Raw genomic sequence first — 19424 nt, 5'->3', positions numbered from 1 at the left:
TTGCCCCGCACTTATTTCGCGGCAAGCGCACTCATTTCGTCGCGTAATTCCTGGGACAGCGCCGGATCTTTCAGGATTGCCTCAAGCTCCTTTCTGAAAGTGGCGTTATCGAGCAGATTGGATTTGAGATCGCGTAATAAATTACGCATCGCCAGCATGGCGCGGAGTTGCGGAATTTGCCGGGCAACCTGCTCCGGTTCAAAATCTTTGATGTCGGTAAAACGCAGTCTGACGTTCTCCTCTTCGCCATTGCCGGCCAGCGTATTCGGCACCGAGAGGTTAACTTCCGGGCTAAATTCCGAAAGTACGCTGTTAAAATTATTTTTATTGACGTTGATTTTTTCTCTTTCCGATAAAGGCCGGTTTTCCTTACCATGACTAAAATCGCCAATGGTAAGCAGTTTGAGCGGCAGTTCGACCTTCTTTTGCGCGCCGCCGGTATGAAGAGATAATTTGAGATTAATGCGCGCCCTGGGGATTTCATTCTGGAACGTATCAGCCATAGCAGTTCCTTTCCTTAAGGAATAATTATTGAAGATATATTGATGTGAAACGTGACGATGATAAAGCAAAAATGGATTACCGATCAACTTAACCACCTAATAATTATATTTATTCATAAACACCCCCTTTCACCATGAAAATAAAAGCACCATGAATATCAACATTTAAAATGTGTAACAACAGTCAATGATAAATTCAATAAATAATGCACCAAAGGAATGTTTGCAATGGATACTATAAGGCGGGCTAAAACATTAAGCGGATGAATAAAGGAAACCATAGAGACGACCGGGGCAATATAATTCGCTCATTATGCAAATTTAGCGTAACAACGCAATCAATTACTCAGAGGGAAAATATCTGGCTTCCATCCGATTGCCCCTTCGCGGCGGACGCTTAATAGTGCTGGCGCGAAATCTAAACGGTAACAATATCTTCTGCTCCCCTTACTCCCCACAAACCGATTTTTTGCGGATAACGAGCCACAGCGCGATGTCGAACAAAGTTGTCGTTAGCAAAAAAACATGAGCCCGGTTACAAGACGCACACGACACCGTCGTCGGCATCCTGAACGGTTCGCATTCTGCAAGTCGCCAGGCTATATCTAAGACACCTTTCGCCCACAACGAGACACAAAGATGAGCAAGAAAATCCTAATGCTGGTCGGCGATTATGCCGAAGATTACGAAACGATGGTTCCTTTTCAGGCGCTGCAGATGATTGGCCACCAGGTCGATGCCGTCTGCCCGGATAAAGCCGCTGGCGACTATGTCATGACCGCAATCCATGACTTTGACGGCGCCCAGACTTATAGCGAAAAGCCGGGCCATCGCTTCACGCTGAACGCTGACTTCGCCGCAGTAAAGGCCGAGAACTACGATGCGCTAGTGATCCCCGGCGGCCGGGCGCCGGAGTATCTGCGCCTGAACGAGGAGGTTATTAAACTGGTACAGGCATTCGACGCCGCGCGTAAACCTATCGCCGCCGTCTGCCACGGCCCGCAGCTGCTGGCCGCCGCCGGTATTCTGCAGGGACGGACCTGCAGCGCCTATCCCGCCTGCGCTCCGGAAGTGCGCCTGAGCGGTGGGCACTATGCGGATATTGGTATCGACCAGGCGCATGTGGACGGTAACCTGGTTACCGCCCCCGCCTGGCCTGCTCATCCACAGTGGCTGGCGAAATTCGCCGCCCTGCTGGCGGAATAACCATACTGAGCCGGTGTTTTTGTTGAGCCACCCGCTCCCCTGCGGGAATCTATGCCTCAGCGCGGTGTTTAGTCTCGGGTAAACGCGCTGTTGTATGTTATGCCGATGGCGGGGATGCGCCACGATTTACCGCTTATCTTCAGGGGCCGGTTAAAAAACCAGCCCCTGAAAGATTTATCGCTGCCCTGACGGGCATCATCAATTCAGCAATGCGATCTGCTTGACCACTATTTCATTGATTTTATAGATTATTTCAGGAGTTACGCGTTCTTTGATATCGCGGTCAACAAATACCCGAATGCAATATTTGATGATTTGATACTGATTTAACTTATCACCACATTCAATTAACGGTTTTATTTCGTAGCGGTTCTTAAGATCTTTCACCAAAAGCTTAACTTCGGTTTTATCCAGGTCTTTAAAGGCGCAGTCAGAGACAATATCAACGGCAAATTCATGTGGTTTGAAATGAGGCTGTAATACAGAAGTCAATAACCCGGTGAGTTGACTCTTCCACGCCTTATTTTCCTTGTCAGCGATGTTAGCTTTATACACAGAGTGTTTGGCCTCATAGACCTTCGACCATGGGTGTCGGTTAATAATATCATCAAGTATTTTTTTATTAACCGCCTCGGTATCGCTGATATCTATCCATTCACCAACCTTGTCATTCAAAAAATAATCATCACTGCACGCCAAATAAAAATCCTTCAGCGCGTCGATGAAGCTTTCATCGCTATGGTCAACGATACGGTCGGTAACGTCAGCGATAATGACATTTTGTGGATCCTTGCTTTGCATAATCTCACATAATGTGCTCAACATCGTCGCAAAGGCGCGGTTTGTTTTATGGTAATATACCTGCGAAAAAAGGCTGGAGCGCGCCCCAATAAACTCAGCGATCGAATCAATCCCACTCTCTTTGTAAGCAAGGTACAATTTTCCCTGTTCCTCGACCGGGACAATTGACATAAACAAGCGATTGTAATCGTAGATGCCACACTTGACGCCGGAGAAATAGCCATCTCTGAGCAAGTAATCCATCCGGTCGGCATCGATCGGACAGGAAGAGATGATCGAGGTCATTAACGGCAGGATATCTGTTGCCTTTCCATTAATTTCCTCAATGATCTGTTGGTCACCGTATCTTTTTTCGATGATTTTTAACACATTTTCGATATTTATTTCGTCATCAATCTTACCTTGTTTTCTCAGATCATGATAAATCATCAGGCTGAACAACAGCGAAAGCTGTTCATGTTCAACTTTCTGTTCTGGCTTGCTTAATACATCAATGATTGAATGGTAGGCTGTGGGGAGAACATCGGAGAATTCGTGCTTACAAGGCATAAAACTCTCAAACTGGTGGGATACCGGCCCGTGCCCGATGTCATGCATCAGGGCAGCGAGTCTCAACTCCTGAATGTTGTGTTTTGGTATCTGATCGATATGACCAAACACATGGCCATCATCATATTTCTTTTGATACCGTATCGCATTCAGGCGTAAATTATTGAGTATTTCACTTGATAAATGCAGCACCCCGAGAGAGTGTTCGAAGCGGCTGTGCACCGCAGAGGGAAACACCTTATATAAAAAAGAGTTCTGTTTAATGTTGCGTAAGCGCTGGAACAGGGGGTGATTGATAAAGGCAATCTCGAGTGTCGTCAAACGAATAGTGCCGTGAATGGGATCAAGGATCTTACTGGTCAATTCATTTTCAAAATCCATATCTTAAATCCTTTCATACGTGCATTAAATATATTTAGCATATTGACTGTTTATTCAACAATAATCTTGCGCATTCAGGCAATAAGGTCAATCACTAATATTTAACGAGCAACGCGGCAGATCATTATTTCCTTATCTCTCCACAGCGTCGCGCTATATCGGCATCCACTGACATATCGATTGACTACGGATGAAAACAGCCCCGGTTTTCTTCGCTCAGATGCGCATTCCACCGGACACTTCAATTCGCTGGGCATTCACCCAGCGATGATCATCGGATAACAGCGAGGCGATCATCGGCCCGATATCCTCTGGCAGGCCAGGTCGGCCCAGCGCCGTCATGTTCGCTACCGCCTGAGCGACCTGCGGGTTATCCCGCACCACCCCGCCGCTGAAATCGGTGGCGATGGCGCCGGGCGCCACGCAGTTCACCGTGATCCCGCGACTGCCCAGCTCAAACGCCATATAGCGAGTCAGGGTTTCCACCGCGGATTTCATGATCGCATAGGGCGCCCGGTTCGCCATCACGATGCGGGTGAGGCCGGACGAGACATTCACTATTCGCCCGCCATCGGCCAGCAGCGGCAATAGTTTTTGGCTGAGGAAGAAAACGCCCTTCACATGGATGCGATACAGCGCATCGAATTCCGCTTCCGTGGCGTTAAGAAATCCCATGCCGCTGGCGTTGCCGGCATTATTGACCAGATAATCAAATTTATCGGCGCCCAGCTCCGTCAGCGCGCCCTGAAAAGCGCTAACAAATGCGTCAAAGGTGTCGATTTCGCCGGCGCTGAAAGGCAACGCGATCGCCCGGGCGCCCAGTGCTTCAACCCGTGTAACCACCTCGTTCGCCTCGGCAAGACACGTTTTGTAGGTCAGTACTACATTTACGCCGCGCTGTGCCAGCGCTTCGACGGTCGCGCGTCCCAGGCCGCGGCTGCCGCCTGTCACCAGGGCGATTTTTGCGCTATTGTTCATGTTTTCTCCTTTTCTCTTTGCTGAAAACATGAGCGATTATAAGCCCCTGAATGCCGACGATAAGACCGCGTTGGGCGACAGGATAGTTTTGCCAGCTGGAACAATGTCATGGATAAACTGGATACTCTGACCTTGTTTGTGCGCATCGTCGAACGGGGCTCATTCAGTACCGCCGCCGCGGATCTGGGGTTTTCCCGGCCGGTAGCGACCGCGGCTATTAAAGCGTTGGAGGTCAGTCTCGGGGCGCGGCTGCTGCAGCGCACCACCCGGCACGTACGGCCGACGGCAGAAGGCTCGCTGTATTATCAGCGCTGCGTGTCCATTCTGGCGGCCCTTGAGGAGGCCAACCGCAGCGCCGGGGGGAGCATCTCCGGCACCATTCGGGTAGACGTGGCGGGCAACCTGGCGCGGACCCTGCTGCTGCCCGCACTGCCGCAGTTTCTCGCCCGCTACCCGGACATTACGCTGCAGATCGGCGAAAGCGAGCGTGACGTCGATCTGGTTCGCGAGGGAGTCGACTGCGTCATTCGCGGCGGCCATCTCCCCGACAGCGAGATGATCTGCCGGCCGCTCGCCGGGTTGCAGGAGATCACCTGCGCCAGCCCGACCTATCTCGCCCGGTACGGCACCCCGCATACGATTGAAGGACTGACGGGCCACGTGATGATCGGGTTTGTTTCATCGCGCACGCAACGTACCTTGCCGCTGAGCTTTACCCAGGATGGCCGTCAGAGCGAGGTCAGTTTGCCCTGTCGGTTGCTGACTTCCGATGCCGACGTCGGCGCCGAAGCGGCAAGGCTTGGCTTTGGCCTCTATCAGGCCCCCTTGCCCCGTCTTAAGGCCGATCTGGCGTCGGGCGCGTTAACGGAAGTGCTGGCCGATTTTCGTCCTGCGCCGCTGCCGCTCTCCCTGCTCTATCCAAGTAATCGGCAGCTCTCTGCCCGGGTACAGGTATTTATCGACTGGGTGACGGCGCTGATGAAGCCTCCCCTGGCGCAGCAGGCATCCGGAAGGCTAAAATAACGTTTGCTATTATTCACGGCACGTGCGTTAATCGTTGAGTCGATTTACCAGACAAAAAGTTATTATCTGAGTACGTGTTCTCATCTCCAGGCGTTATCCCTGATACCACCTTCCTTTGAGCAGTCCCGTTAGTAGTTTGCTTTTTCTGTAAACAGGCCCTGTCAGATCCTTGTCGACTCCTTAAAAAGTCCGCCATCTGACACAAAACCCGGCTTACCACCAACTAAAATCAGCCGCGTTAATTTTCCTGAAAACGACCATTGTCTTTTCAACAGAACATCACCCATACAAGGTTTACATTATGATCGAACATATCCATTTTAGATGCCCATGCTGCCATGGCTCCCAGTACAGAACGTCCCAGTTTGACGTCACTGAAAAAAACCCTTTTGGTGCGAAATGCATTTTCTGCAAATCAGCCATGATGACATTAGATACCATCCGTCCTCATCACCTGGGCGTGCACTCCGCTGCCCAGGCACAGCAATAAGATGATGAAGCCGGTGAACGCGGGTGGGGAAATTTCCCCGGTGATTCGCCCGGGGCAACATCTGTTCCCTCACCCGCAGCGATCGTCGGTGGCATGGCTTAGGCGGGTACCAGGCAACGCTTCTATCAGGGTAGTCACGTTCTCCCCGGCGCCAGTTTCCACATTAAAATAGTCCACCGCACGCAGAATAAGCCGCAAGCCCCTGCCGCCTTCCGCTAACGGATCGACATCAAAGTGCTCATCGTTACGCGCCAGCGCCAGGCGTTCGGCAGGAAAGATCTCTCCCGCATCGATAAAGCGCAGCGTCACGCGGTCATTGGCAGCGAAAATTTCCCGGGAGACTGCCGCTTTAAAGGCCACTGCGACGGAAGCATCCAACCGACATGTCACCGGCCAGAGGATCAACTGTCACCAGTCAGCTGCCCGTGACGATCGACTACCGCATTGACAACCATCGCGGCAAACGCGTGGGCGCTAACCAGCATACTGAACCCGTCGCCGCAGCGCAGGCGAGGAGATGGATATCGAATCAGCCGATGCCGCAATCAGTCGTGGATTTTCACCCCCAGACATCCGCGAACGAACTCAGGGTTGAAGTGTTTTACCGCTTCGCCAACATAGCCTAAATCCAGGGCGCTGATTTGCGCCATTTCGTTATCTGTTAATACGAAATCCCAGATAGCAAAATTTTCTTCAATACGCTCCTGGCGGGTGGATTTAGGGATCACCGTGACGCCACGCTGCACGTTCCAGCGCAGAACAACCTGCGCAATGGTTTTCTGGTGCGCATCGGCGATCCCCCGAAGCAATGCATCTTGATACGGATTATGTCTGCCACCGCCTAACGGCGCCCACGCTTCAGGCTGAACGTGATAATGCTTCATGGCTTCCAGCGCCGCGGGCTGCGCGAAATAAGGATGCAGTTCAACCTGGTTCACCATTGGTTTAATTCTGACAGTTTCGCAGAAGTTAGCTAACACATGGGGGTAAAAATTGGAGACGCCGATCGCTTTCAGGGTACCGGCCTCATAGGCCTCTTCCAGCGCACGCCAGGCGCTGAAATAATCGCCCATCGCCTGATGTAGCAAATAAAGATCAAAGTATTCCAGGCCCGATTTTTTTAATGACGCGGCAATCCCGGCTTTCGCCATCCCGGTGTTGGCCATGTCCTGGACCCAGAGTTTGGAGGTAATAAACAGCGCCTCGCGGGTACACAGACCTTCGGCGATGGCTTCGCGCACGGCCTCACCCACCGCATCTTCATTATCGTAGACGGCAGCGGTATCGATGAGGCGATAACCGGTGCGAATGGCGTTCAACACCGCCTGCTTACACTCCGCTTTATCGGTCACCTTGAAAACGCCGAAACCCAGCATCGGCATTTTGCGAGCGTTACTTAATACTGAATATTCCACGGTGAAGCTCCCCTCTTGTTAAAACACCATGGTAAGACAGGAACGCGGTCACGATTAGCCTGTCATTCCTGATTTGACTTATGCATTCAATTCATTAATCGCAGTGCGCTGAGATGATCTGATTTTTCACAGAGAGCAGAAAAGTCACCCCTGCCGCGCCCAGCAGTAACAGACCGCTCAGTGCAAAAGTGCTGTGCCATCCCAGACTATCAAACACCAGGCCGCCTACCGTTGACCCGAGGGCTATCGATAGCTGGATCACGGCGACCATCAGCCCGCCGCCCGTCTCCGCATCCTCGGGCAGCGTCCGCGCAATCCATGTCCACCAGCCGGTGGGCGCCGCCGTCGCCAGCAGGCCCCACAGGCTTAACAGTACGGCGACCGATCCCGTGTGGTGTCCGGCCAGCAGAAGCGTTCCGGCAATTGCGGCCATTAACAACGGGATAGCCACCAGCGTCGAAGAAAATCGGGCATTCAGAACGGTCGTAATAAGCAGCGTGCCGATAAAGCCGGCGATACCCATTGTCAGCAATATCAGGGACAGACCAGAAGGACTGACCTGGGTCACCGTCTCCAGAAACGGTCGCACATAGGTAAATAAGGTAAACTGACCCATAAAGAACAGTCCGCAGGCCAGCAATCCCAGGGATAGCGTAGAAAGACGGAACAGACGCAGCACCGATCCCTGCCGCTGTGGTGCGCGCGGACTTTTCATCGACGGCAGGCTAATGCATTGCCAGACGAAGGCCAGCACCGCCAGCGGGACAAGACATAAAAAGGCGCCGCGCCAGCCGACGGTGGCCCCCAGGTAGCTGCCCAGCGGCGCTGCCACAACGGTGGCCAGCGCGTTGCCGCCGTTAAAGATGGCCAGTGCGCGGGGGACCTGGCGTTGCGGCACCAGCCGAATGGCCGTTGCCGCCGACATCGACCAGAAGCCGCCGATGACGATCCCAATGAGCGCTCTGCCCAGCATATAAACCGGGAAACTGGACGCCAGGGCAATAATCACCCCAGAGGCTGCCATCAACGCCGTGAGCCCCAGCAGCAGCCATTTACGGTCCAGCGATCCGGTAAGACGGGATATCGTCAGGCTGGTCAGTACCGCCAGCGCGCCAGAAAGCGCAATGCCCTGACCGGCTAATCCCTCGGTAATGTGTAAATCACCCGCGATGGGTGTCAACAGACTGACCGGCATAAATTCTGAGGCAATGAGCACAAATACGCAGAGCGTCATCGCCAGGACGCCGCTCCAGTGTGCCCGGGTGTGACCTAATGCAGACATTATTTCTCTCCGACAAGACAAAGCCGCCCGCAGGCGCGTGGCGGCTTTGGGGATGTCTCCGGCACAGGAGATCTATTTCAGGTTGGTTTTAAAAAATTGCGCGAACGTCGCAAAGGGAATTTTGCCCGCGACGTTGTCATAGAGATCGACGTGGTTTGCGCCTGGGACAATCACCAGCGCTTTCTCTTTACTGCCGATGGCCTTAAAGGCATCTTCGGCAAAATAGCGTGAATGGGCTTTTTCGCCGGTCACGATAAGCGTCGGAATAGTCACTTCGCTGGCGTAACTCAGCAGCGGCATATTCATAAACGACAGCGGCATCGTCGCATTCCAGGCCCCGGTTGAATTAACCGAACGCGGATGGAAACCACGCGGCATACGGTAATAATCGAAGAACTCTTTCAGGACCGGGTTGGGGTTGGCGGGCAAGGTTTCCGGCAAAATACGATCGGCAGCGCTGATGTTGCCTTTATCATCAACATATATGTCATGCCCACCGGGTGCGGAAGTGCCGTTTGCCGCATCCTTCCAGCGCTGCGCGTTCAAGTACTGCAGTACCGCTCGGCGGTCGGCTGTCGTGTAGCGGTCTTTGCCATCGCCCACTCCATGCCCCATCGCGCGGCTCATGTCATACATTACGCTGGTCGCCACCGCTTTGACGCGTGTATCCATCGCCGCATCGTTCAGGGCCATACCGCCCCAGCCACAAATGCCGAGCAAACCGATACGGTTGCGATCCACCTCTTTTTGCAGACCCAGAAAGTCCACCGCGGCACTAAAATCCTCGGTATTGATATCCGGTGAGGCCACGTTGCGTGGGTAGCCACCGCTTTCGCCCGTATACGATGGGTCAAATGCCAGGGTGACAAAACCTTGTTCGGCCAGCGTCTGGGCATACAGGCCGCTGGACTGCTCTTTTACCGCGCCGAAGGGACCGCTCACGGCAATAGCTGCCAGTTTGCGTTCACCGCGATCCTTCGGCAGGTAGAGATCGCCAACTAAGGTTATCCCGTAGCGGTTCTGGAAGGTCACCTTACGGTGATCCACTTTCAAGCTCTCAGCAAACGTTTTATCCCATTGTTCAATCAGTGAAACAGGCGCATTCGGGTTAGTTGTCTCAGCAGAGCTCATCGTTGTGACTCCAGTTAATGAGGCGCAAAGCAGCATGGCGGGTATCGCGGCTGTCAGTTTTTTGGTGAAAACCGTCATCAAAATTCCCCTAAATAAACGTGATCAATGCAAGTCTTCAGTAGACAACGCTGCTGTGCTTTGTTGTCGTGCGCTTAGTGTAGCCAGCAGTAATGGTTCTGATTAGAGGCTGAAAAATGCTAAAATTAATACCATATTGTTCTAAATGGCATCTGGGTGACGAGGCAGGATAATGGCGAAACGGGAAAACTATAATGACCTTTATCTGTTTATGCAGGTGGTACGGGAAGGCAGTTTTACCGCCGCAGCGCAACGACTTGGCCTGGCGCAGTCCGGGGTAAGCCGTGCGGTTCGTGAACTTGAAGAACGCCTGGGCGTTCAGCTTCTGGTGCGTACCACCCGCCGGTTGTCGCTCACTCAGGCAGGTGAGCAGCTCTATCACAACGTCGAATCCGGTTTCGACGCCTTAGATATGGGGCTCGCCACGCTGGCCCACTATCGTCAGACGCCCTCCGGTACGGTACGCATCAATGCCAGCCAGCATGCCATTGATAAAGTCCTGCTGCCGAAGCTGGCAGTATTTAAACAACGCTATCCCGATATCAGACTGGAACTGATCAGCGAAAGCCGGTTTGTCGATATTATTGCGCAGCGATTCGATGCGGGCGTGCGTCTGGGCCCGGAAGTCGGGAGTGGCATGATTGCGGTACGCATTTCGCCCGATATGGAGATGGCGGTGGTGGGTACACCGGAACATTTTCGCCGCTACGGCTTTCCACAAACGCCCGCCGATTTAGTCGCCCACCCCTGCATCGCTTATCAGTTCGGCGACGGCAGCCTTTACGCCTGGGAACTTAATGTGGATGGCAAAAAAATCACCCACCCACCTCAGGGACAGTGGGCTTTCGCCGATAGCTATATGGAGGCCAAAGCGGCGAGGCTCGGTCTGGGGCTGGCCTATGTCCCGGAAGAGCTGATTACCGACGATCTAGCCCAGGGCACACTTATCCGGGTGCTCCAGCGTTATAGCCAGCGTCTGGAAGGTTCATTTCTCTATTACCCGCACCGCAATGTGTCGCCCGCGCTGAGAGCGGTCATTGATACATTGCGAATGTAGCAAAGGTCGCCTGGATCGTGTTTTGAACTGTGGCAAGAGGTACCTCTATCCGCACTAAATCAAGACTCAATATTCGCAACCTTACGTGAGTCAGCCTCCCTTTGGAACCTGCTTTTTTAATATATCGTTAGCATTTTCAATGGGAAAAAGGATATATCCTTCGTTTTTTTTACATTTTACAACTTCCACATTAATATTTTTTTTCTCTAATATAGATAACACGGTAACTATCAGATGTTTCAGCGAGATACCTCGCATCTTTCCCTAACTCTGGAATCGTCCAGTACTTATTATTGCATCGAAAAGAGCTTCTGGTATCATAAGAATAAACCTTTTTGGTCACAGCATTAAATAACCAACCTGCGCTACCCAAATAAGAAATATAACTAATGCTAAAAAAAACGCAAGATAAACAAAATATCGAATAATGGATCATCGGAGGCACTTTAATTTTTCTTATCCGGAATAAATCTGTTGTACCTTCTAAAATCATACACCCCACGTGGGAAGTAATCAAAAAAAATGGAATGGCAAACAAAATCGAGAATGACCAACTAATATAAGGAACTTTAGCGATATCAACATCAAAAAACTCTTTAACAAAACCATTTGCAATCATCTTAGAAAAAAACAATATAATCGAGAACACAATAAAAAGGATTTTATTTATTATTTTGACTATCTTTTCTTTTACTCTTGACATACACAAAAAATAATAATTAACAAGCAAGAAAGTAAAATAGCCTGTTGAAATGGCTAAGAGAGCAAGACCATAATTCAAATCACTCCCTGAAAATACTATCGAGCCTGAAACAAAAAAAACCAAGATTAGTACCATCGAGTCTGTAATAATTCTTTTTAGTTTACCTCTTCGTCTGGGAAAGACACCTTTTATTTTCTTTTTCTCCTTAGTTGCAAAGGTCGAAACAGAGTAGAAACTTATAATATATGTGGAAATTGATAACATACCAGTAAATGTTATGATGATGAATAGATCAGTTTCCGGATGCTTCCTGGCATAGATCAAACTAAACAGGATGGCCAGCAATAGATTAAAACCAATCACTAATAGCATAGGTATTGAGCGAAGTATATTTGCCATCATTAATTTCCTTCTTTAACAAATAATATTGCAGACAGTTATAACAGAAATAGTTTCCTCTCGTCTATTCTATGGTGTTACCTAACATACCGGACATATGAAATCAATGTACGTTGTTAGTAATTCAGGATTACAGAAAACTGGTATTTTCACTTAAGTCGATCTTCGGTGCGACCAGTTACTGAACATATAATATGCAAAGAACAGCTTTTTTATATATCTCGAACATGAAATATTATTTATTTCTGGTTCATCATTATAGGAAAGACGATATTAATTTTTAAGATCTGGCATAGATTAAAGCACCAAATTCTCAATTGGCTAATTTACTTATTAATAAATAACTGGCGCGGCAAGACGCGCCAGCTCGGGGATCAGCGATGGTTGCCTGACATCATCAGGCAACCAGTACCGGTTAGTGCTTCACGATATACATGGTACGGCTGTAGGCCACATCTTCCGGGTTGGTGATCGGGTAGCCTTTCAGCCACGGCTTAATCAATCGGCCGTTAGTGTACTGGTAGATCGGCGCGATCGGCGCTTTGACCATAATGATCTTTTCCGCCGCGTTATAATCGTCGTTACGCGCTTTGGCCGAATTCTCTACCGCCGCCTGGGCGAGGATTTTGTCATACGCCGGATCGTTAAAGCGTGAGATATTTCCGCTGTGGGTGGAGGTCAGCAGCGACAGGAAGGTGGACGGCTCGTTGTAGTCCCCTACCCACGAAGCGCGGATCACGTCGAAATTGCCGGTGTTACGGCTGTCGATATAGGTTTTCCACTCCTGGTTCTGCAGCTTCACTTCCACGCCGAGGTTTTTCTTCCACATCGACGCCACCGCGATGGCAATTTTCTGGTGGTTCTCAGAGGTGTTATACAGCAGCGTCAGCTTCAGCGGACGATTCGGGCCATAGCCCGCGGCAGCCAGCAGGGCTTTCGCCTGGGCATTAAGCTCAGCCTGACTCATGCTCTCAAACTGTGACGGCTGGGGGGTGAAGCCTGCCGTCACGTCCGGCGTGAAGCGCCAGGCCGGTTTTTCCCCGGTCCCCAGTACTTTCTCCGCCATCACCCGGCGATCGATGGTCATGCTCAGCGCCAGCCGTACCCGCTCATCCGCCGTCGGCCCCTTTTGGGTATTGAAAGCGTAATAGTAGGTACCCAGCTGCGGCGGGGTATACACCTGCCCCGGAATATCCTTCAGCAGTTTCTGGTACATATTTTTCGGGAAAGACTCGGTGATATCGATATCCCCTGCAAGATAGCGCTTGGTGGCGGCGGACTCCTGGTTAATCGGCACAAAGGTGACCTGCTGGATCACCGTTTTGGCGTTATCCCAGTAGTGCGTGTTCGGCACCACCACCAGCTTCTCATTGACCACACGGTCTTTCAGAACATAGGCGCCGTTGCCCACCAGGCTGCCGGGCCGCGTCCAGTTCGCCCCGCTGTCGACATTCGCCTTTTGCACCGGATAGAAGGCAAAGCTGGCGGTCAGGTTGCTGAACCACGGCAGTGGTTTATCCAGCTGCACCCGCAGGGTGTGGGCGTCGACGGCGGTGACTCCCAGGGTCTCCGGCGCGGCTTTGCCGTCAATAATGTTCTGCGCGTTAGCGATCCCCGCCAGCGCCGCGAACCAGGCGAACGGCGAAGTGGTTTTCGGATCCACCAGACGCTGCCAGCTATAGACGAAATCTTCGGCGGTAACCGGCGTGCCGTCGGACCAGCGGGCATTATCACGCAGGGTAAAGGTCCAGACGCGGTTATCGTTGCTCTGCCAGCGGGTCGCTACGCCTGGAACCAGGTTGCCTTTCGCATCCTGATTGACTAAACCTTCAAACAGATCGCGGATCAACTGGATTTCCGGCAGGCCCACCGCTTTGGCGGGATCTAACGAGGCGGGTTCATCTTTGATATGGCGCACTAACAGCTGTTTTTCCGCCAGTACCGTGCCCGGCGGTACGTCAGCCGCCCAGGCCAGAGAAGATACGCTGGCTAACCACAGCGCGCCGCATGTCAAAGCGACAGGATACTTCATAAGATCCCCTTTAAAATGAAAAAAATACCGCCAACAGAGCGATAATTATTTGTTTCATCACCTGAAATTGCAAACGACATATGATAGAAAATTGATGTGCCGTCGGATTTCACGCCTCAGGGAATGGGTTTGATCCCGATACGCTTTTCGCCAACACTAAATAATAACGACACACAGGAAGCCCTATGTCTATTTCACGTCCTCGCCCGCAGCGCGGCGACTTTCCGCCGGGAACCCGGCAGTATGGCAGCTCGGAACTGGGCGCGCCGCTGCTGTGGTTTCCTGCGCCGCAGGCCGACAGCCGTAGCGGGCTGATTATTGCCGGTACCCACGGTGATGAGAATTCGTCGATTGTGACCCTCTCCTGCGCCCTGCGCACCCTGAAACCCGAGCTGCGCCGCCACCACGTGGTGCTGACGGTCAATCCTGACGGCTGTCAGCTCGGGCTGCGCGCCAATGCCCGCGGCGTTGACCTCAACCGTAACTTTCCGGCAGCCAACTGGAAGCAAGGGGAAACGGTTTACCGCTGGAATAGCGCGGCGGCGGAGCGCGACGTGGTGCTGTTGACCGGCGAGCAGCCGGGTTCGGAACGGGAGACCGAGGCCCTGTGTCAGTTGATCCATCAGATTCATCCGGCGTGGGTGGTCTCCTTTCACGATCCGCTGGCCTGCATCGAAGATCCGGGCCACAGCCCGCTGGGTCGCTGGCTGGCCGACGCCTTCTCCCTGCCGCTGGTGGGCAGCGTGGGCTACGACACGCCGGGCTCCTTTGGCAGCTGGTGCGCCGATATCGGACTCCCCTGCATCACCGCCGAGTTCCCGCCGGTCTCCGCCGACGAGGCAACGGAGCGTTACCTGCCGGCGATGACCGATCTGCTGCGCTGGCAGGCTTAAAGATGAAGCACGCCGGTGCTGAACCGCAGCGCCGGCTCAACGTCCACCGCCAGCCATGTCGGGCCGTCGAGGTCAGCGAAGCGCGCCAGCGGCGCCAGAGGGAGCGCGGCGGCGATCCCGCGCGAGGTGCAAAGCATACAGCCCAGCATCCGTTCAAATCCCTGCCGTTCCGCCTCCCCGGCCAGAGCCAGCGCTTCGGTCAGGCCGCCCGTTTTATCCAGTTTGATATTGACCATCTCATAGCGCCCGCGCAGCCGCGGCAGGCTCTCCCGGGTGTGGCAGCTCTCGTCGGCGCAAATCGGCAGCGGATGAACGAAGTTTTCCAGCGCCGAGTCGTCGTCGGCGGGGAGCGGCTGCTCAAGCATCGCCACACCGAGGTCCGCCAGCAGCTGACAGCGCGCCGCCAGCCCCTCGCTGTGCCAGGACTCATTGGCGTCAACAATCAGCGTAGCCTCCGGCGCCGCCTGGCGGATAGCGATTAGCCGCTCACTGATCAGTCGATCGTCGAGCTTCACCTTCAACAGCTGGGCCCCTGCCTGCCACAGCGCCGCGGCGCTGGCCGCCATCTGATCCGGCGTGCCAATGACCACCGTCTGGGCGGTAATCACCCGGTTAGGCAACGCCACGCCCAACAGCTGGGCCAAGGTTTTGCCTTCGCGCCGGGCCTGCAGATCCCATAGCGCGCAGTCAATGGCATTGCGCGCGGCGCCTGCCGGCAGCAGCCGCTGCAGCTGTTCGCGGGTAAGCCCCGCCTCCAGTTGCTCGCCGATCGCCATCACCTGGGCCATGACCGAGGCGATGCTCTCGCCATAGCGGGGATAGGGTGTGCATTCGCCTACCCCTTTCACGCCGTCCTCTTCCAGTTCCACTACCAACACTTTCGCCTCGCTGCGGCTACCGCGGGCGATCACAAAAGGGGTATGGAGCGGCCAGGCTTCCTCATACACTCGCACGTTACGCATTCCCTTGTCCTCTCTGGTAAATGTTAAATAGGGTTTGCCGTGTAGCTGGCGGATGTCATACACTACTCGCGACGTTAACTATATGTAAACAGGAAGATAACCATGTCACAAACCGTGCATTTCCAGGGCAACCCCGTTTCTGTTCAGGGCACCATTCCGCAGGTAGGCGCTAAAGCGCAGCCGTTTACGCTGGTCGCCAAAGATCTCTCTGACGTCGCGCTGAGCCAGTACGCCGGCAAACGTAAAGTACTGAATATTTTCCCGAGCATTGATACCGGCGTGTGTGCCGCATCAGTGCGTAAATTCAACCAGCTGGCCGCTGAACTGGACAACACCGTAGTGCTGTGCATTTCCGCTGACCTGCCGTTCGCCCAGTCCCGCTTCTGCGGCGCGGAAGGCCTGAGCAACGTGGTCACCCTGTCCACGCTGCGCGGCGCGTCCTTCCTCGCTGACTACGGCGTCGCCATCGCCACCGGTCCGCTGGCTGGCCTGGCTGCCCGTGCGGTGGTCGTTATCGATGAAAACGATCAGGTCGTCTACAGCCAGCTGGTGAACGAAATCACCGAAGAGCCGGACTACGACGCCGCGCTGGCCGCCCTGAAAGCCTGATAACAGATTGCCCGGGCGCATCGCGCTCGCGGACATTCGATCTGCCCAGCCCTTGCTCTGCGAGGGCTTTTTATTGCCGCGTCGCATAGCGGGAGATAGCCCGCGCCATCGCCGGGCCGGTCAGCAAAATGGTAAACAGCCGCAGCGTCTGTAGCGCCATAATAAACGACATGTCCGCCCGGGTGCCGGCGGCGATAATCGCCACCGTGTCCAGCCCGCCGGGGCTGGTGGCCAGATAGGCGGTCATAAAGTCCATCTGCAGAATGTGGGTCAGGGCAAGGGCCATCAGGGCGCACATAAGGATCAGTCCGATGATGGAGGCGATAATCTGCGGCAGCGTCTTGAGGGCCAGCAGAAAAATGGCTTTATTAAACTGGAGCCCCACCGTCCAGCCCAGCACCGCATAGGCCATCGCCAGCAGCCACTCCGGCAGCTCCAGCATCAGCCAGCCGCCGCCCTGGGCCAGCGCGCCAAGCAGCATCGGCAGCAGCATGGCCCCGGAGGGGATGCGCAGCCGCATGCCCAGCCAACAGGCCACCGCCGTCAGCAGCAGCGTGAAAGGGAAATTCAGGGTCAACGATGGAAACCAGACAATATCCTGAGTCATTTCCTGTGCTTCATTGCCCAGGGCATAGCGCACCACCAGCGCCGCCGCGCCGACGACAAACAGCACCCGCAGATACTGCATCAGCGCCACCAGCCGCACATCGGCCCCGTACTCCTGGGCCATCACCACCATTGCCGACGCGCCGCCGGGAGAGCTTCCCCAGGCGCCAGTGGCGCCCGGCAGCGCGCTGTAGCGGACCAGCAGCCAGCCGGTAAGGCCGCTTATCGCCAGGGTGGTCAACAGGATCGCCAGCACCAGCGCCCAGTTGTTGAACAGCACGCCAAAAACAGAGGGATTAATCGCCCGGGCGATCATGCAGCCGACGATGGCCTGCGCCGCCAGATAACAGGGGCGAGGGATGCTCAACTTCACCCCGCGCAGGCTCAAAATGAGACCGGCGATCAGCGGCCCCAGCAGCAGCGCTGCCGGCAGGTGTATTCGTAACAGCAGCGAGGAAAAGAGAACAGAGAGCAGCAGCAATATCAGCCAGTGCCCGATGGCGCGACGCGACGCCAAGATGCACCACCCCGGAAAAAGGATTAAAAAACCAGTATATACAGGTTTGGCCCGCTTTGCAGGCCGGGATGCCGGCGACGTGGGTCGCCGGCCTGGCGGGATTATTCGTCGCCCTTTTTCTGACTCAGACCATATTCACGCAGCTTATTGGCGATGGCGGTATGCGACACCCCCAGCCGCTTCGCCAGCTTACGTGTGCTGGGGTAGCTGCGATAGAGCTGGGTCAGCACCGAGCGCTCAAAGCGGCGGGTGATGTCGTCCAGCGACCCTTCCATGGCCTCCTCGCCCACCGGCAGCGAGGCGACGTCATGGTCCGGCAGCAGAATGTCCTGTGGACGCAGCTCAAATCCTTCCAGCTGGGTCAGTGCGCGATAGACGGCATTCTTCAGCTGGCGGACGTTGCCGGGCCAGCTGTAGCGGGTAAGCACCGTACTGAGATCGGCAGAGAGCTTCGGCCGCGGGATCCCCTGCTCGTCGGCAAAGCGGGCCACGAACAGCTCCGTCAGCGGCATGATGTCCTGCGGGCAATCGCGCAGCGGCGGCAGATACAGCGTCAGGACGTTGAGGCGATAGTAGAGATCTTCGCGGAAAAGCCCTTTCTGCACCAGCTCGATCAGGTTTTTCTGCGTCGCGCAGATCACCCGCACATCGACGTGCACTTCATGATCCTCGCCAACGCGGCGGAAGGTGCCGTCGTTGAGAAAGCGCAGCAGCTTGGTCTGCATGCGCGGCGACATCTCGCCAATTTCATCCAGCAGCACCGAGCCGCCGTTGGCTTGCTCGAAGAAGCCCTTCTTGCCCTGCAGCGCGTCGCCAAACAGCTCGCTCTCGACCGCGTCCTCGGGAATGGAGCCACAGTTGAGCGCCAGATAGGGTTTGCCCGCCCGCGGACTGGCCAGATGGCAGGCATGGGCCAGCAGATCTTTACCGGTGCCGGTGTCGCCGACAATCAGCAGCGGCGCGCTGAGCATCGCCAGCTTGCGCGCTTGCTCCACCACGTGGCGCATTTTCGGCCCCACCGCGAGGATCTGACTGAAAGCGCTGGTATCCTGGCTGGTCATGGTCTGCAGCTGGCGTCCCATGCGCACGGTTGAGCGCAACATCGCCACGGCGCCGGTCAGCACTCGCTCGTTATGCTCTCCTTCCAGATAGACCGGAGTCACTTCCAGCAGGTAGTTCTGCCCATTCACCACCACATGCTCCGCATGCGTCTCCTGCGGGCTGCTCTCCAGCCAGCGCTGAACGTTAAAATCGGCGATCAGCTGGGCCACCGGGTGGTTACGCAGCTTCGCCTGGCTTTGGCCAAACAGCAGGCAGCTGGCGGGGTTCGCCAGTTCCACCCGACCTTTGGTATCCAGCGACAGCACCGGCTCCGGCATCGCTACCAGCAGCGCGCTGAGCGCCAGGTGTTCACGTTCAGACGGCATCCAGGGCACGGTGCGCACGTCCGTCACGCCGGCGATACGGCGGATCTCAGCCATCAGGCTGCTGAACGTGGCGAATTCCAGTTCGGCGAAATTGAGGTAAATTCGGCCAATAGGGTCAATATCGATACCGCGCAGGTCAATACCACGCAGCACCAGCAAATCGAGCAATTCACGAGTCAGACCGAGACGGTCTTCACAAAAGACTTCAAGACGCATGGGAGTGTTCACCCTAAAAGTGCCAATGACGGGAGAATAATAGGCCAGGAATGGGTTTTCGGGAAGCTAACTGTCAACAATTATTGACAGTGTGGCGGAAAAATGGGCGCTGTGGCGTAAAGTCAGACGGTCAGTGGTTAAATCACCGGCCAGGCGGCCGGTGAGT

At 54.4% G+C, this 19424-nt stretch carries 17 protein-coding genes and 2 pseudogenes; 6 read left to right on the top strand and 13 right to left on the bottom strand.

Translation table 11 applies throughout. The features are described 5' to 3' along the window. Positions 1-11: 11 nt before the first annotated feature. Positions 12-503, bottom strand: a complete 492-nt coding sequence (gene tssB / locus DR88_RS15795; RefSeq protein WP_025860995.1) for a type VI secretion system contractile sheath small subunit — start codon at positions 501-503, stop codon at positions 12-14. Positions 504-1142: 639 nt separating this feature from the next. Between tssB and DR88_RS15800 the strand changes: the two genes are divergently transcribed. Beyond that, positions 1143-1709: a DJ-1/PfpI family protein gene (locus DR88_RS15800; RefSeq protein ID WP_004190556.1), complete on the top strand. Its 567-nt coding sequence runs from the start codon at positions 1143-1145 to the stop codon at positions 1707-1709. Positions 1710-1907: 198 nt separating this feature from the next. Here the strand turns inward: DR88_RS15800 and DR88_RS15805 are convergent, their stop codons facing one another. Continuing rightward, entirely contained in the window at positions 1908-3440 is a 1533-nt protein-coding gene (locus DR88_RS15805) for an HD domain-containing protein (protein WP_004148158.1), read from the bottom strand. Between the two features lie 216 nt (positions 3441-3656). Continuing rightward, positions 3657-4418: an SDR family NAD(P)-dependent oxidoreductase gene (locus tag DR88_RS15810; RefSeq protein WP_025860990.1), complete on the bottom strand. Its 762-nt coding sequence runs from the start codon at positions 4416-4418 to the stop codon at positions 3657-3659. 108 nt (positions 4419-4526) lie between these two features. Here DR88_RS15810 and DR88_RS15815 point away from each other — a divergent pair, with 108 nt between their 5' ends. Continuing rightward, the gene (locus tag DR88_RS15815; RefSeq protein ID WP_004148157.1) at positions 4527-5441 is read left to right on the top strand and encodes a LysR family transcriptional regulator; all 915 of its coding nucleotides are present in this window, start codon (positions 4527-4529) and stop codon (positions 5439-5441) included. A 301-nt stretch (positions 5442-5742) separates the two neighbouring features. Further along, the gene (gene ymcF / locus DR88_RS27995) at positions 5743-5931 is read left to right on the top strand and encodes a cold shock small protein YmcF (RefSeq protein WP_004176439.1); all 189 of its coding nucleotides are present in this window, start codon (positions 5743-5745) and stop codon (positions 5929-5931) included. 69 nt (positions 5932-6000) lie between these two features. Here ymcF and DR88_RS15820 read toward each other — a convergent pair. The 4 genes and pseudogenes from DR88_RS15820 to DR88_RS15835 form a co-directional block, all read right to left on the bottom strand. After that, positions 6001-6264, bottom strand: a pseudogene (locus DR88_RS15820) (ATP-binding protein); the annotation flags it as partial. A gap of 212 nt (positions 6265-6476) precedes the next feature. After that, on the bottom strand, positions 6477-7346 hold the full coding sequence (locus DR88_RS15825) for an aldo/keto reductase (protein ID WP_004152141.1): 870 nt from the start codon (positions 7344-7346) through the stop codon (positions 6477-6479). Positions 7347-7424: 78 nt separating this feature from the next. Then, positions 7425-8628: pseudogene (locus tag DR88_RS15830) on the bottom strand (MFS transporter). Positions 8629-8700: 72 nt separating this feature from the next. Beyond that, positions 8701-9837 carry an alpha/beta hydrolase gene (locus DR88_RS15835; protein WP_004148151.1) on the bottom strand — a complete coding sequence of 379 codons (1137 nt, stop codon included), beginning with the start codon at positions 9835-9837 and terminating at the stop codon, positions 8701-8703. A 172-nt stretch (positions 9838-10009) separates the two neighbouring features. Between DR88_RS15835 and DR88_RS15840 the strand changes: the two genes are divergently transcribed. Further along, positions 10010-10894: a LysR family transcriptional regulator gene (locus DR88_RS15840; protein WP_004152138.1), complete on the top strand. Its 885-nt coding sequence runs from the start codon at positions 10010-10012 to the stop codon at positions 10892-10894. A 190-nt stretch (positions 10895-11084) separates the two neighbouring features. Here DR88_RS15840 and DR88_RS15845 read toward each other — a convergent pair whose 3' ends face one another. From DR88_RS15845 to DR88_RS30580, 3 genes are all read right to left on the bottom strand, one after another. After that, entirely contained in the window at positions 11085-11999 is a 915-nt protein-coding gene (locus DR88_RS15845; protein ID WP_004148148.1) for a hypothetical protein, read from the bottom strand. Between the two features lie 412 nt (positions 12000-12411). Then, positions 12412-14028: a peptide ABC transporter substrate-binding protein gene (locus tag DR88_RS15850; RefSeq protein WP_004148147.1), complete on the bottom strand. Its 1617-nt coding sequence runs from the start codon at positions 14026-14028 to the stop codon at positions 12412-12414. Then, positions 14025-14141, bottom strand: a complete 117-nt coding sequence (locus DR88_RS30580; protein ID WP_004148146.1) for a hypothetical protein — start codon at positions 14139-14141, stop codon at positions 14025-14027. Before DR88_RS30580 ends, DR88_RS15850 begins: the two co-directional genes overlap by 4 nt. 72 nt (positions 14142-14213) lie before the next feature. Between DR88_RS30580 and mpaA the strand changes: the two genes are divergently transcribed. Beyond that, positions 14214-14921: a murein tripeptide amidase MpaA gene (gene mpaA, locus DR88_RS15855; RefSeq protein ID WP_004152134.1), complete on the top strand. Its 708-nt coding sequence runs from the start codon at positions 14214-14216 to the stop codon at positions 14919-14921. Here mpaA and ycjG read toward each other — a convergent pair. Beyond that, complete coding sequence (ycjG, locus tag DR88_RS15860; protein ID WP_025860983.1) at positions 14918-15883, bottom strand: L-Ala-D/L-Glu epimerase; 966 nt, start codon at positions 15881-15883, stop codon at positions 14918-14920. The genes mpaA and ycjG overlap by 4 nt on opposite strands. Positions 15884-15985: 102 nt before the next feature. Here ycjG and tpx point away from each other — a divergent pair, with 102 nt between their 5' ends. Beyond that, a complete protein-coding gene (gene tpx, locus DR88_RS15865) occupies positions 15986-16492 on the top strand; it encodes a thiol peroxidase (protein ID WP_025860980.1) in 507 nt (168 codons plus the stop codon). A gap of 70 nt (positions 16493-16562) precedes the next feature. Here the strand turns inward: tpx and DR88_RS15870 are convergent, their stop codons facing one another. Beyond that, entirely contained in the window at positions 16563-17615 is a 1053-nt protein-coding gene (locus DR88_RS15870) for an AbrB family transcriptional regulator (protein WP_004148144.1), read from the bottom strand. A 101-nt stretch (positions 17616-17716) separates the two neighbouring features. Then, entirely contained in the window at positions 17717-19258 is a 1542-nt protein-coding gene (gene tyrR / locus DR88_RS15875; protein ID WP_002901979.1) for a transcriptional regulator TyrR, read from the bottom strand. Between the last annotated feature and the right edge of the window lie 166 nt (positions 19259-19424).

Origin of the sequence: Klebsiella pneumoniae, from assembly GCF_000742135.1 — a bacterium.
Taxonomy (GTDB): domain Bacteria; phylum Pseudomonadota; class Gammaproteobacteria; order Enterobacterales; family Enterobacteriaceae; genus Klebsiella; species Klebsiella pneumoniae.
The sequence above is the reverse complement of the archived record's forward strand: the minus strand, read 5'-3'. Positions and strand labels throughout refer to the sequence as shown.